The sequence below is a fragment of the Moorena sp. SIO4A5 genome (genome assembly GCF_010672005.1).
In the GTDB taxonomy this organism is placed as follows: domain Bacteria; phylum Cyanobacteriota; class Cyanobacteriia; order Cyanobacteriales; family Coleofasciculaceae; genus Moorena.
The window spans coordinates 1-12,985 of record NZ_JAAHHZ010000155.1; the positions used below are offsets into that span (position 1 = coordinate 1).

Annotated in this window: 14 protein-coding genes and 2 pseudogenes; 11 read left to right on the forward strand and 5 right to left on the reverse strand. The window is 43.0% G+C overall.

The features are described from left to right. Positions 1 to 229: pseudogene (locus F6K57_RS29615) on the reverse strand (hypothetical protein); the annotation flags it as partial. A 350-nt stretch (positions 230 to 579) separates the two neighbouring features. Beyond that, positions 580 to 771, reverse strand: coding sequence for a hypothetical protein (locus F6K57_RS29620; protein WP_143727904.1), 192 nt, complete (start codon positions 769 to 771; stop codon positions 580 to 582). Positions 772 to 897: 126 nt separating this feature from the next. Between F6K57_RS29620 and F6K57_RS29625 the strand changes: the two genes are divergently transcribed. Beyond that, positions 898 to 1,077 (forward strand): hypothetical protein, encoded by a 180-nt coding sequence (locus F6K57_RS29625; RefSeq protein ID WP_293061468.1) that lies wholly within the window; start codon positions 898 to 900, stop codon positions 1,075 to 1,077. A 203-nt stretch (positions 1,078 to 1,280) separates the two neighbouring features. Continuing rightward, a complete protein-coding gene (locus F6K57_RS29630) occupies positions 1,281 to 1,538 on the forward strand; it encodes a type II toxin-antitoxin system ParD family antitoxin (protein WP_293071825.1) in 258 nt (85 codons plus the stop codon). A 343-nt stretch (positions 1,539 to 1,881) separates the two neighbouring features. Here the strand turns inward: F6K57_RS29630 and F6K57_RS29635 are convergent, their stop codons facing one another. Beyond that, a complete protein-coding gene (locus F6K57_RS29635) occupies positions 1,882 to 2,094 on the reverse strand; it encodes a hypothetical protein (RefSeq protein WP_293022697.1) in 213 nt (70 codons plus the stop codon). A gap of 789 nt (positions 2,095 to 2,883) precedes the next feature. Here F6K57_RS29635 and F6K57_RS29640 point away from each other — a divergent pair. From F6K57_RS29640 to F6K57_RS29675, 8 genes are all read left to right on the forward strand, one after another. Continuing rightward, on the forward strand, positions 2,884 to 4,587 hold the full coding sequence (locus F6K57_RS29640) for a SulP family inorganic anion transporter (protein WP_293071826.1): 1,704 nt from the start codon (positions 2,884 to 2,886) through the stop codon (positions 4,585 to 4,587). A gap of 564 nt (positions 4,588 to 5,151) precedes the next feature. Then, a complete protein-coding gene (locus F6K57_RS29645; protein WP_293071827.1) occupies positions 5,152 to 6,561 on the forward strand; it encodes an AAA-like domain-containing protein in 1,410 nt (469 codons plus the stop codon). Positions 6,562 to 6,639: 78 nt separating this feature from the next. Continuing rightward, the gene (locus tag F6K57_RS29650; protein ID WP_293022686.1) at positions 6,640 to 6,918 is read left to right on the forward strand and encodes a hypothetical protein; all 279 of its coding nucleotides are present in this window, start codon (positions 6,640 to 6,642) and stop codon (positions 6,916 to 6,918) included. A 56-nt stretch (positions 6,919 to 6,974) separates the two neighbouring features. Next, on the forward strand, positions 6,975 to 7,322 hold the full coding sequence (locus tag F6K57_RS29655) for a hypothetical protein (RefSeq protein ID WP_293022684.1): 348 nt from the start codon (positions 6,975 to 6,977) through the stop codon (positions 7,320 to 7,322). Positions 7,323 to 7,491: 169 nt separating this feature from the next. Next, on the forward strand, positions 7,492 to 7,716 hold the full coding sequence (locus tag F6K57_RS29660) for a hypothetical protein (protein ID WP_293071828.1): 225 nt from the start codon (positions 7,492 to 7,494) through the stop codon (positions 7,714 to 7,716). A 221-nt stretch (positions 7,717 to 7,937) separates the two neighbouring features. Continuing rightward, a complete protein-coding gene (locus F6K57_RS29665; protein WP_293041035.1) occupies positions 7,938 to 8,741 on the forward strand; it encodes a cysteine dioxygenase family protein in 804 nt (267 codons plus the stop codon). Positions 8,742 to 8,894: 153 nt separating this feature from the next. Continuing rightward, a complete protein-coding gene (locus F6K57_RS29670; protein WP_293071829.1) occupies positions 8,895 to 9,467 on the forward strand; it encodes a sigma-70 family RNA polymerase sigma factor in 573 nt (190 codons plus the stop codon). Positions 9,468 to 10,216: 749 nt separating this feature from the next. Beyond that, on the forward strand, positions 10,217 to 10,492 hold the full coding sequence (locus F6K57_RS29675; RefSeq protein ID WP_293022672.1) for a hypothetical protein: 276 nt from the start codon (positions 10,217 to 10,219) through the stop codon (positions 10,490 to 10,492). A gap of 407 nt (positions 10,493 to 10,899) precedes the next feature. Here F6K57_RS29675 and F6K57_RS29680 read toward each other — a convergent pair whose 3' ends face one another. Further along, positions 10,900 to 11,124: a hypothetical protein gene (locus tag F6K57_RS29680; RefSeq protein WP_293071830.1), complete on the reverse strand. Its 225-nt coding sequence runs from the start codon at positions 11,122 to 11,124 to the stop codon at positions 10,900 to 10,902. Positions 11,125 to 11,651: 527 nt separating this feature from the next. On the opposite strand from F6K57_RS29680, the gene F6K57_RS29685 reads away from it, so the two are divergent. Then, the gene (locus F6K57_RS29685) at positions 11,652 to 12,104 is read left to right on the forward strand and encodes a hypothetical protein (protein WP_293071831.1); all 453 of its coding nucleotides are present in this window, start codon (positions 11,652 to 11,654) and stop codon (positions 12,102 to 12,104) included. Positions 12,105 to 12,317: 213 nt separating this feature from the next. Here the strand turns inward: F6K57_RS29685 and F6K57_RS29690 are convergent. Further along, positions 12,318 to 12,985 (reverse strand): annotated as a pseudogene (locus F6K57_RS29690) (ammonium transporter); the annotation flags it as partial.

Genomic DNA, 12,985 nt, shown 5'->3' on the forward strand with positions numbered 1-12,985 from the left:
CTTTGCTGATCTGCCAAGCATTTTGTTTGAGGCGCACATCCAAGGCAACAAGGGTTTTTTGTTCGTGATAATAATGGTAAACTTTTGCCTGAACAGTAGCGTGAACAAAATCCCTAGCATTTAAAACCGCGATAATTTGCTCTTCAGACATCGGTGATGCTGAATCTTCCAGGTTATCAAGGGCTATTTCGTAAGTCTTGAGCGCCTCATCTAAGGGAGGAGTATTCATTTACTTTGTGGGTCAAAGATGTAAAAATTAAACTTAATAAACTTAATTGTTCTTCCAACTTATATATTTTATTTTATAGATTTGTACTACTAAGCTCGAAAAGCTTGACTGTAAGCATTCAGCGGTCAGCCGTCAGCCGTCAGCCGTCAGCCAAGGGCATCAGCTGATAGCTGATAGCTGATAGCTGATCGCTGATTTTTCAGTATCTATAGACTTATCCGGCTAACCACCAAAAGTTATGCAGGAAACTTTCAATACCAGGTTGATCTCCCACAGGACTTACCCACCAAGACCCTTAACATCCCGTTTCTCCTTATAAGTCAAAAGCTGAAATCGGTATATAGCATTTCTTAAATAGGTGAGGTACACAAGTTGTGGATTAATGGAAATAGGGAATAGGGAACTAGGGAATGACTTTTTTGAAGTGTCGTCTGTTGCTTGATGTACTTTTGCTGCTCCAATATCAGCCATACCAACTGCTCCCTTGCCAGTTGTTTGAGGGCTTTTGGCTCTAGCTTGTTCAGTGCGAGTTTTCTGCTCATGCTGTTAGGTTACCGATTTTTTCAGTTTTGTCAACCCCCCTCACCTGAATTCTTACAATTAAACTTAATTGTTCTTGCAGCTTATATATTTTATTTTATAGATTTGTACTACAAAGCTCGAAAAGCTTGACTGTAAGCATTCAGCGGTCAGCCGTCAGCGGTCAGCCGTCAGCCGTCAGCCGTCAGCCAAGGGCATCAGCTGATAGCACCTCAAGTAACGTGGCACAGGCTTTGGCCTTGGCCTTTAGGCCACGCGGGGCGCGTTTGGCCACGCTGTGCGAACGACGCTGTGACGTAGCGCATTAGCTGATAGCTGATCTAGGGGTAATTGCAGCTGGCTCACATTTTTTTGTTCCCGCTTTTTATTGTAGGGCGCAGGCTAAGTAATAACAACCCTTAACATAGGCGTTGGAGTTGGGTTGAGTGCGGGGCCAGTCTCTACATTGACAATCCATTGGCAATTATTGACAATATAGCTATAAACAAGTAGTAAGTAACTAGGTATCCCAATGGACACAATGAACATTGCCCTGCCCTCTCAGATGAAAGAGTTTATTCAAGCTCAGGTAGCCTTAGGGGGTTATAGCAGCGCTAGCGAGTACATTCGAGAGCTAATTCGAGCTGACCAAAAGCAGAAAACTAGATACGCCCTAGAAATGGAAATTCTTAAAGGACTAAGTAGCCCAGAGCCAACACCAATGACAGCTGACGATTGGGAAGATATTCGTGCCAATATCAGACAGCGGTTTGACCAATCCGGGAAATAACTGATACATCGGATAATTACAGCGTTTCTCATATTAATTAGGTACACAGGATTTTTTCCCGACTCCCGACTCCCGACTCCCGACTCCCGACTCCCTAAAAAAAATCGGTCAAGTTTTGGTTAACCCCAATCCTTGACCGAATTCTGTACTTTAACCTTCCACAAGTACAGCTCAAAATCGATAATTTCAGATCTCAATTATGGCATGATTCCCGAGTTAGTCAGCAACTACTGAAAAGCAATAACATCCCAACTCATTTTGCTTCATGCTGCTTCACCCTCCTTCACCAAACATCCTTCACCATTCCTGATTTGCCAGGGGGCAACCCTGGCAAACTCCTATCTTAATCTATGTAAAAGTATCGAATCAAAAAGGTCATAACCTCACCAGGCTTTCCGGTAGGCTCCGGAGTGCTCCACTCGTCCGGCTCCGCATACTTAAGGGAATAAATGGCATTAATTGTTTTGCGAACCTTTTCAGGAGAACCGATCAAAAGGAGCTTGGCTTTCTTGGGTAAGGCACCTTGGTTGTCGGAAGGAGGAAAATTGTTACTCATCTGAAATTATCTCTTGAGTTTGTTGACATTATTAATTTATCAATAAATAAATAGAGGGTCAAGGGGTTTAGAAAATTTTTTTTTATTAAGAAATCGGGAATCGGGAATCGGTAATCGGGAATCGGGAATCGGGAATCGGGAATCGGGAATCGGGAATCGGGAATAGTAATAAAATTAATCGTAGGGTGGGCAGTGTTTCAGACCCATAATATTAGCTTATAATCGGTATTTTCAACACTGCCCACCAACATCAAATTAACTATATTAATCGTAGGGTGGGCAGTGCCTAAGACCGAAAATCTCAGCTTGTAATCGGTATGTTAGGCACTGCCCACCGACATCAAATTAACTATCAAATAGTTATCTAGATTTTTAATAAAATTACTGGTCAGGTGGGCAGTGCTTCAGACCAATTCAAAACCTCACAATCCTGTTGGTACGCACTGCCCACCCTACATCTCTCTCCCCATCTCCCCATCTCCCCATCTCCCTATCTCCCCATCTCCCCATCTCCCCATCTCCCCATCTCCCCATCTCCCCATCTCCCTATCTCCCCTGCCGATAAAGCAAATCGATAATTGCCATGAGTTTTTTTTAAAGTTAATGTATTTATTAATAAATTATTAATATTAAGTTAAAGGCTTATGTTTCTGGGGGTTGTGTCTTGACCATAGACTTAAGTAAATGATTTTAGTAAGATCATTAAATAAATCTAATGGATGTATTTGCAGTACAGTAAAAAGTAGTTACCTACATGTAATGTAACAATTACCTAAATGTAATTTAACAATGCAACTAACTAACCAAATTCACTTTCGTAACATTAGGGGGGATATTTTTGGTGGACTAACCGCCGCCGTGATCGCCCTCCCCATGGCTCTTACCTTCGGTGTCGCCTCCGGTGCTGGAGCAGAAGCTGGTTTGTGGGGTGCTGTATTAATTGGCTTTTTTGCTGCGGTATTTGGAGGTACTCCCACCCTAATTTCTGAACCCACTGGTCCCATGACGGTGGTGATGACAGCGGTAATTGCTAACCTTACCGCTGCTAATCCAGAAAACGGCATGGCTATGGCGTTTACCGTGGTCATGTTAGCCGGAATTTTTCAAATTCTGTTTGGCTTTCTGCGCCTAGGCAAATACATTACGTTGATGCCCTACACCGTCATTTCCGGTTTTATGTCGGGTATTGGAATCATACTAATTATTTTGCAAACTGCTCCTTTCTTGGGTCAAGGTAGCCCTAAGGGTGGCGTCATTGGCACAGTTACTAGTTTGCCCACACTGATAGCAAACATCAACCCGATTGAAACTGTTTTAGCGGTTTTGACGGTAGCAATTCTTGTTTTGATGCCCCGCAAATGGAAACGCATCGTACCCCCCCAGTTGGTAGCCTTAATTCTGGGAACAGTTTTGTCTTTGGTGTTTTTCTCTGGGGTAGATATTCGCCGTATTGGGGAAATTGCTGTTGGTTTGCCTAGTTTGCGTCTACCGGTGTTTACCACTCAACAGTTACAGTTAATGGTGGTTGATGCTTTGGTGCTAGCTACACTGGGCTGCATTGATGCATTACTAACGTCCCTGGTGGCTGATAGTTTAACCCGTACCGAACATGACTCTAACAAAGAGTTGATGGGTCAGGGTTTAGGTAATTTGGTATCCGGTTTATTTGGCGGTATTCCTGGAGCTGGCGCAACCATGGGAACTGTGGTTAATATCCAAACCGGGGGTAGGACTGCCCTTTCTGGAATCGCCCGTGCTTTAGCATTACTAGTAGTTGTGCTTTGGGCTGCCCCCCTCACCAAAAGTATTCCCCTTGCTGTTTTGGCTGGTATCGCCCTCAAGGTAGGTATTGATATTATTGACTGGGGTTTCCTCAAGCGTGCCCATAAAATTTCTTGGAAAGCATCCCTGATTATGTACGGGGTGATTTTACTGACTGTTTTTGTTGACTTGATTGTGGCCGTGGGAGTAGGAGTATTTATTGCCAATATCCTCACCATTGAGCGTCTTAGTGCTCATAGAGCAGACAGTGTTAAGGCGATTACCTATGACGATGAGGAAATTCAGCTTTCCCAGGAAGAAAAAGTACTATTGGATCAAGGTGACGGTCGTATTGTACTGTTTCATCTCAGTGGACCGATGATTTTTGGGGTTGCCAAGGCAATTTCCCGTCAACACAATGCCATTGAAGGTTTTGATGTACTGATTCTGGATTTCAGTGATGTACCTATTTTAGGTGTTACCGCTACCCTAGCTTTGGAAAATGCTATTCAAGAAGCCTTAGATAAAGGTCGTCAAGTATTTATTGTAGGGGCAGCAGGCAAAACCAGAAAGCGCTTACAAAGCTTGGATATCTGGCATAAGATTCCACCCCAAAACCTAGAATTGACTCGTTTAGAAGCACTGCGGTGGTCTCGTACGATCGTGAATAACTCTCAAAATTATGCACCAAGTCAGGCACAAGCTAATTTTGATTTGTCAGCTGATATATAAGTTTTATTTAAGAGCCGTAGGGTGGGCAGTGTTGGCGGAGCAATTGAAAAGCTGACAATCCTTTTGGTAAGCACTGCCCACCCTACATCTACTTCTTAAACAAACCTGATTAATCAATTAGCAAACGTTACAAATAAGAAAGAATTTGCGTTAGTTACTTAATCCGTAGTAATAATAGCACTGAAGCGTTGAATGTTTAAAACGTTCAACGCTTCTGACTTTTTGATACCTTTTGATAGTTGTTTAGTTAACAAAAATAAAAATTATTTAAAATAAATTAAAATATCGACGTCTTGCATAAATAGCCAACAACAGGGTGATAAGTACTATAGCGTTTATAGGATTTATGAGGTACGCTTCTAAACCTCAAAGTCCCCCTTGATAAGGGGGATTTAGGGGGATCTATTTGTACCTCATAGCATAGAGTGAGCCGTAGTGAGCCGTAGGGTGGGCAGTGGATAAGACCAATTGAAAAGCTGACAATCGCTTTGCTAGCCACTGCCCACCCTACCTCAACGTTTGCCTCTTGCCTTGCCCTAATATTCCCAAAACATTTTTACTGACATGATTGCTCAAGCATTTGATGAGTTTTACCCCTCCCATCCAGTTCTGAGTGTAGTCTCTGGAGTAGACTCAGAATCAGAGTTAGCTTGGATACAAGCAAAAGAGTCTGCTGATCAAGTTGTCTTCAAAAATACAGGCAAACATCTCAGTGACATTGAAGCCAAAGTACTTCAGGGTTCCTGGGAAGGGAAAACCTATGATCAGATCGCCAATAGGTATGGCTACAGTGCTGAGTATCTTAACAAAGATATCGGCAACAAATTATGGAATAAGCTCTCAGAAGCATTAGGAGAAAGGGTTACCAAAAAGAGTTTCAAACAAGCACTGAAAAGAGCATGGAAAAAGTGTCAAAGTAAATCAGTGGGCACTAATAGAGAGGAGCAACCATCTGAGCCCCTAACAACGCTACCATTTCCGTCGGGTTGGGTGGCCCTGGATTCACCTCTTTATGTGGAGCGAGACAGCATCGAATCTCTCGGTTACGATACCGTTATTATGCCTGGTTCCCTGATTCAGATTAAAGCACCAAAGCTAATGGGAAAAACCTCCTTAATGATGAGGATTCTAGCTCATGCTCAATCCCAGGATTTTCAAACGGTGTATTTAGATTTGAATAGTGTAGACCGAGCCATTTTAACGGATTTAGATAAATTCCTACGCTGGCTCTGTTTGAAAGTTGGTCGGCAGTTAAAGTTAGACAATCAGTTAAATGATTATTGGGATACAGAGATTTTGGGTAGTAACGATAACTGCACAGTCTATTTTGAAGAGTATTTACTGGCAGAAATAGATTGTCCCCTAGTCTTAGCATTGGATGAAGTCGATCGAGTTTTTCCCTACCCCGAAGTAATAGAAGACTTTTTAGGGATGCTGCGCAGCTGGCATGAGAAAGCCAAGATTTCAGATATCTGGAAGCAACTGCGGCTAGTGATAGCACATTCTACAGAAGTTTATATTCCCTTGGACTTAAATCAATCTCCCTTTAACGCCGGAATTCCAGTAGAGTTGCGAGAGTTTGACCAACAGCAGGTAAAAAATTTGGCTCATCTCCATGGACTAAATTGGGAGAATGCCCAGATAGAGAAATTAATGACAATGGTATCTGGTCATCCCTATCTGGTACGGTTGGCGATGTATGAAATTGGCTCTGGCAAGGTAACATTCCAGCAGTTGTGGCAAGATGCACCAACAGAAGCAGGTATTTATAGCAACCATTTGCGGCGACATTTAGAAACACTGCAACAATCACCAGAGTTGCTTCAGGCCCTCAAGAAAGTTGTCACCTCATCTGAGCCAGTGGAACTAAATCCGATCGAGATTTACAAACTACACAGTATGGGCTTGGTAGAGCGACAGGGTAACTATGTTCTCGCTGCAATTTGTATCGGGAATATTTCTACCAAGTTTTAGCTTTTAGGTAAGCATCTGCGCTACGCGCACGCTGCGCGAACAGCTGTCAGCTATCAGCTAATGAAACAGCAATCATGAATGCCAGATATTTTTGGTAATAGCAATCCTAATGTGCTACCTGGCACAAACAACAGCGACAGAATCTTTGGTTTGGGTGATGATGATCAACTGCGTGGTGGAGGTGGATACGATCGGCTATTTGGCGATCGCAATGCTCCAGAAGAGCAGCCTATAATTATTATCCCCGGAAATGACACCCTTTGGGGAGGTGGCGGCACTGACGAACTGTTTGGCGATGCTGGTGATGACTTACTAGATGGTGGCATAGGTAATGATACTCCCTTGAGGGTGGCATAGGTAATGATACTCTCTTTGGGGGTGATGGCAATGATACTCTCTTTGGCGCTAATCCCTTGGCAATAACACCCGGTTTGAACGAAATTGACTCGTTAATTGGTGGTTCTGGAGGAGATCTATTTGTGCTTGGTGATGCTAATCAAGCTTACTATGACGATCTAGGCGAGAGTGATTTTGCTATCATCACAGATTTGAATCTCTTTGAGGATAGGATTCAACTCCACGGAAATTCTGCTGGCTATGAATTGCAAGAAGAAACCGTCATCCTTGATTCTGGAGATGTGGTTCAGGGACTAGGAATTTACACTATCCAGGAAAGTTCCGGTTCAAATGATTTGATTGGTTTGATAGAAAACTCCCCCATAGGTCTCGATTTGAACGATTCTGTATTTGAATTCGTTTAGTTTTTATTGAACCAAACTTGATAGAGTGCGATCTGAACTTGACTCAGATCGCCTCTTGAACCACAACAGAAGTAAATGTTGCGTAGGTTGCGTAAGGGAAGGGCTCGCACTCATTTTCCGCTTCTTTGGCAGTGTTAGGACAGCCCGCCCGAGGAAGGAAACGGGCAAGATGCCCGTTCCACGCCTGATGCCCGTTCCACGCCTGATGCCCGTTCCACGCCTGATGCCCGTTCCACGCCTGATGCCCGTTCCACGCCTGATGCCCATGCCACCCACTGGGTCAAACAACTTTAATGAGATGCACCCCTGCCCACCGACATTAAATTACCTAGAAAATAGTTTTTCTTTGTCTATATTTTTAATAAAATTAATCGTAGGGTGGCCAGTGCTTTAGACCGATAAAATCAGCTTGTAATCGGTGTCAGATGCACCCCACACTTCCCGCGCCCCCGCCCCACACTCCCCGCGCCCCCGCCCCACACTCTCTACACTTCCCTTCTTTTTTACAAATATGAGATGCACCATGGCGATCTGCATTCAGAGGCTGGTGTCACACATTGGCTGTTTGTGCATCTAAAGTTTATGGAGGGAAAGAAAATGACAAATTGAAAACTTATGGAAACTAACTACCACGTAAACCTTTTTGGCAGCTCCGACCAACAGCTCGCCAAGCTGGTCACAGAGTACTGTCGCCTAGTGACCCAACCTGAGTTGTCATCACAAGATGCTCAAAGCATCACAGAGATCCTAAGCTATAGCCGGTACGACCAAGAACTAAACTATTGGCTGTGCCAAGCAGATCAGTTAATTGACTACCAACTCAGCACCGGGGCAATACCTGATTACGACTTGGTGGTGAGTTCCCTTTCCATCAAGAACCTTGCTTATAATCTTACGCGGGTTCCCTCCCATCAAGTGACGTTTGAAACTTTTAAGGAACTAGTAACCCAAACCAAACTGAAGCACAGATTTCTCGACCAATATATCAGCTTTAATGAACAAGATTTCTCGCGCAAAGCCATTTTTAAAACCACAGCCCTGACCATTTATATGATTGGCTGGAGACCGGGGCAAGGTACCACTGCCCACCACCACGGTCAGTCCCTAGATGCAATCCTCGTCTACAAAGGAGAAATGACCCATCGCTTCCCTAACCAAGACGAGGGCCTAGAGCCTGACAAAATGCCCTCCAGACCTGGCGAGCTGTTTGGGGAGAATCAACTGGTTTGCATTGACCGCAAGCAATATCACCTAATGGCTAATAATTCCTCCAAAGATCTGGTCACCCTGCACTTTAGATTTGGTACGCCACCAGACAATATGAATTGGGAAACCAATATCAGTGAGTGCAAGCCAGCAGCTATTTGGAGCAATTCAAACGAGGACATGGAAGAGATCTGTCGCTTAATGATTGCTTAGGGTCTAGACAACCCAAACAAATAGGGTGCATCTCACTGTCTTGATGCAGTCGCTGATGGGGGAAACCCCCGTGAGGCCACTGCATCGCCCTCGTTATAGATTTACAACTTTGAGATGCATCCAATCAACACTATGTAATACTGAGGTAAATGCATGAGTCCTCTACCACCAAAAAACTGGGGATTAACGCCCTTAGATCCTCTACAAGTCCAGTATCTCAAAGGGTACTATGACAAGCTCTTGTCGGGGTGCAAATTGCGGCATCGGTGTGACTCGGACGACATCCTCAGCCAGGTATCGGAGAAGGCAGCGGAAGTCGAGCGCTTAGAACGCCCGATTAAAAACCCCGAGGCGTGGGCGAAGAAAGTTGGGGAGCGCATTATTTTGCAAAAGAAAAGGAGGGAACTATCGGAAAAAAAGTTAATCCAGAATCTCGGGCACATGATGCAAAGCCAAATTTTTGGTAGCCCAAGGGACGACCTTGACTGTGATGGCACACTAGGACAGATCCTAGCTTTAGCCCTCAAGGAACTTAAGCAAACCAAGCCGGACTTTCACCAACTACTGGTCATGCGATTCTTTCGTGAGCTGAGCTGGGAGCAGATATCGTCAGAGTTGTACCCAGACACTGCCATTACCAAAACAACTATTAACAAGGTGCGTCAGAGGGGAAGTCGCGCTTTGAAAAAACTGAGGGAAATTTTCTTTCTTAAGCTTAAGAAGTGATAATTTTCTGGATGTAGCGACCCGAAATAACGCAATTTTTGGGGGCACATTAAAGGAAAATATAGCAGTTATCAAGTTCTCAATTGCTTGATGTACTTCGTCCTGGGTTAATGGGAATAGGGTTAAGAGTGTAGGGTTAAGAGTGTGGGGAGTGCGTAACCTGGGCGCGGGTAAGGGGTGGAGTGAGACTAATAGTGTGTACCTCATGAGTCTTAGAATTGCTATAAGTACGTCAAAGCTTATCTGTTAGGACTGACGCAAATCCCTCAATTTAATGCTACCTGTAGGGTGGGCAAGGTTTTGCCCACCCTACCCATGGAGTCTGTGCGTAAGTCCTGTCTGTGTAACTCAAACGTTTTGTCACATAATCAGGATCTACGCATCTAACTATTAGAAGCGAAAAAAGTGCATTAAGTTTCCTTTTTTCGGTTTGCAAGTGATTTGATTTTTATTAAGGGTGCATAGTCAACAGTGCAAAGTCAACAATAACCTGACATAAAACCATGTTTTACTGGAATATTTCCAGTTTATACGGGCGTCATAATTCGTTTTAACTGCTATTTTTTGATACCAAATATAATCAACTTACAACCGTTTAAGCTGGCAAGATGGTTTATGTTGTGGGGCTCCATAACCTTACTTACATACTTGAACCATGGTCTTAAATATTTTCAGTCAAATACTGTCAAGCTTTGGTTAGCTTTGCGAGATCTTATCTTTATTGTAGTCTGGACTTGAGGGTTATAATCATGAAATGCGATCAGATGTATTGTCCCTGGATTCAGGATTCTCAAAACGCAGATCATTACGTCTGTCTAAAGTGCAATCGTGAACGCTATATCAACGAAAGTCGTCCTGGATCAGTGATCTTTGTTTGCGTAGCAATAGCTTTCATAGTTATTGCTCTCCTCAGCAATGATGGCGAGATTAAACATCCAGAAAATCAACACCGAGCAACTCGAATAGAGATGGGTCGAAAAAATCAAGTCCCATACCGGGACTTGTCGCCGACGGCTAACCTCTAGGGCGTGTTTTCAAAGTTTTCCGCAAGATTATGATCCCCCCCAGCCCCCCTTAAAAAAGGGGGGAGCCATACTCAAAGTCCCCCTTTTTTAAGGGCAGGGCTGTTTCAAAGAAAAATAAGTTAACGAGAAAAGGAGATAGGGGGATAGGGGGATAGGGGGATAGGGAAATAGCTCAAAATTTTCCGAAAAATCCCCAAATTTAGTCATTAAAATCTGACTAATTAGCCGGCTTCAATCAACTCAAATGACTAACAATTCGTGATTCGGCTTTTGAGTATGGTTAGATAAATTTGGCCAAAATCACGACTATTCGTCCAAAATTCTCCCCATCTCCCCATCTCCCCATCTCCCCATCTATTTTTGGCCAGAATGAAACAGCCCTACCTTAAAAAAGGGGGGAGCCATACTCAAAGTCCCCCTTTTTTAAGGGAAACGGGGGATCTCCGAGGCAAGAAAACACGCCCTAGTACCTCTGCGAAATTCCCAGGGTAGCGTAGGATTAGGCGATCGCCAGATTCCCTTCTTCTGCGCCTTCCTCCTGGTGTATCTAGGGAGTAGGGAACAGGGAACAGGGAACAGGGAACAGGGAACAGCGATGCAGTGCTATAGTAAGCGGAGCAATTTTCATCCATGGTTCTGAGATTACCAGAATCTGGTTGGGATTTTTTGCGTACGCATTTCTAGCCCCTCAACAGTGATCAGAATTATTCTGGATCAGCCTCAGATATATAACAATCAAAAAAAATTGGTCAAGTTTGGGTTAACCCCAATGCTTGACCGAATTCTGTACTTTAACGTTTTCTGTCCGGACTAATCATCCCACCCTCAGAAAAGTTAATAGAAACAAATAATCTGATTTTTGCACTAACAAAGAAGGGTGCCTTCACACCAATCAATGGCCTGATTTATATGTTAAAAAAATCAGACTTCCAAACCACATAATTTCCTGGCAACCACCAGGACTCTAGTCAAGACAATTTTCCTAACCATTCCTTGATTAAGTGACTAAAGTGCTAAAATGTTAGACGAAATCCGAACAGTTAGTTTCTGAATTATTGCCCATTTTTTACCGATAGATAAATATATAATAAATTAATTTTTTAAAATTGTAGACTAATCCACCATATACATAGATAATTCAGGAAGGTAACAGGTAAGTATGGATATTAAAAAAATCAAAGACACTCTCAAAAAATTCAAGGATGATACATCTGGTATTCAGGGAGTCGTCATTGTCCAAGAAAATGCTATGATAATCACCGAAACACTTATCGGTAATTGGGATTCTGACGTTGCTACAAACATAGCTGGGGTGATGGATTACTTACCCAAACGTATTTGTAATAAATTGGAATGGGATCCGGCTCCAAATATTTGTGTTAGATCTTCTAAATATGGCTACATTATGTCGGTACCATGCGGTTCCCATAAGTTCTTGTTAGTTAAAGCCAGTAGTAGTATCAGCCAAGGGTTGTTAGAATCTGAAATCGCTGAAATTATCGACGACATTAAGACTTATATCAATGGTAAATCCTCTAGTAATAATGGAGAAACAATAACTGATAACGAAGATAACGATGACGACGATGACCAGGGATTATTTGGTAGATAATGGCAGTTTTTCCGGAATTATTATGCTAATTTACCAAAAACAATGTCTAAAAGTATTTCTAAGCAATACTTTTAGACATTGAGATGCTATTTAGCCGAAAAACTAAACTATTACAATTTAAAAGCTATACACAGTAATAGTTTTAGGCAATTGAATTTAAAAGTTAAGCATAACAGGTAACGAAGAGCCATAATTGCGGGTTACCACACTTATTTATCCACTAATCTTTTCTTTTTTTTCAAAACCGTGGTAAGCATCTACACCATGCAGTTGCCGATCTAAACCCTTGAGCTCATCCTCGTCCGAAACTCTAATGCCTATTAGGGCTTTAAGTGTTGACCAAGTGAGCCAACTAAAAGCAAAGGTGAACCCTAGAACAGCAACGAGACCAATCAATTGAATTCCGAATTGTTGGGCTCTCCCTATCAGTGCAAGACCATCACTATTGCAGAGTAGTGTATTTTTTGGGTCACAAGGTAAGTTATTCTGATTACTCAAAACAACTGCTAGCGTTCCCCAGATGCCACAACCTAAGTGAACTGATATTGCACCCACTGGGTCGTCAATTTTCCACAGGTTCAAGAGGTAAACTAAGAAAACAACTAACCTTCCAGCTACCATACCAATGAAAGGAGCAGCCCATAGTTCTACATAGGCACTGGATGCGGTAATACTCACCAAACCTCCTAGGACTCCATTGATGATCATAGACAGTTCTGGTTTGTTATTAAAGTACTTTAGCTTTGAGGTTGTCAAAGCCGCTGTCAGACCAGCAGTTGCTGCAGCAATGTTGGTTGTTAGCAGAATGTGACTTATTTGTTCAGCGTCAGCTTTTAGCAGTGAACCTCCATTGAAGCCAAACCAGCCCAGCCAAAGGATAA

What these genes read in the sequence shown, in the direction of transcription:
- F6K57_RS29620 (WP_143727904.1), bottom strand. Translation starts at nt 771, where the DNA reads ATGAGCAGAAAACTCGCACTGAACAAGCTAGAGCCAAAAGCCCTCAAA.
- F6K57_RS29630 (WP_293071825.1), top strand. Translation starts at nt 1,281, where the DNA reads ATGGACACAATGAACATTGCCCTGCCCTCTCAGATGAAAGAGTTTATT.
- F6K57_RS29635 (WP_293022697.1), bottom strand. Translation starts at nt 2,094, where the DNA reads ATGAGTAACAATTTTCCTCCTTCCGACAACCAAGGTGCCTTACCCAAG.
- F6K57_RS29640 (WP_293071826.1), top strand. Translation starts at nt 2,884, where the DNA reads ATGCAACTAACTAACCAAATTCACTTTCGTAACATTAGGGGGGATATT.
- F6K57_RS29645 (WP_293071827.1), top strand. Translation starts at nt 5,152, where the DNA reads ATGATTGCTCAAGCATTTGATGAGTTTTACCCCTCCCATCCAGTTCTG.
- F6K57_RS29650 (WP_293022686.1), top strand. Translation starts at nt 6,640, where the DNA reads ATGCCAGATATTTTTGGTAATAGCAATCCTAATGTGCTACCTGGCACA.
- F6K57_RS29660 (WP_293071828.1), top strand. Translation starts at nt 7,492, where the DNA reads ATGCCCGTTCCACGCCTGATGCCCGTTCCACGCCTGATGCCCGTTCCA.
- F6K57_RS29665 (WP_293041035.1), top strand. Translation starts at nt 7,938, where the DNA reads ATGGAAACTAACTACCACGTAAACCTTTTTGGCAGCTCCGACCAACAG.
- F6K57_RS29670 (WP_293071829.1), top strand. Translation starts at nt 8,895, where the DNA reads ATGAGTCCTCTACCACCAAAAAACTGGGGATTAACGCCCTTAGATCCT.
- F6K57_RS29675 (WP_293022672.1), top strand. Translation starts at nt 10,217, where the DNA reads ATGAAATGCGATCAGATGTATTGTCCCTGGATTCAGGATTCTCAAAAC.
- F6K57_RS29680 (WP_293071830.1), bottom strand. Translation starts at nt 11,124, where the DNA reads ATGGATGAAAATTGCTCCGCTTACTATAGCACTGCATCGCTGTTCCCT.
- F6K57_RS29685 (WP_293071831.1), top strand. Translation starts at nt 11,652, where the DNA reads ATGGATATTAAAAAAATCAAAGACACTCTCAAAAAATTCAAGGATGAT.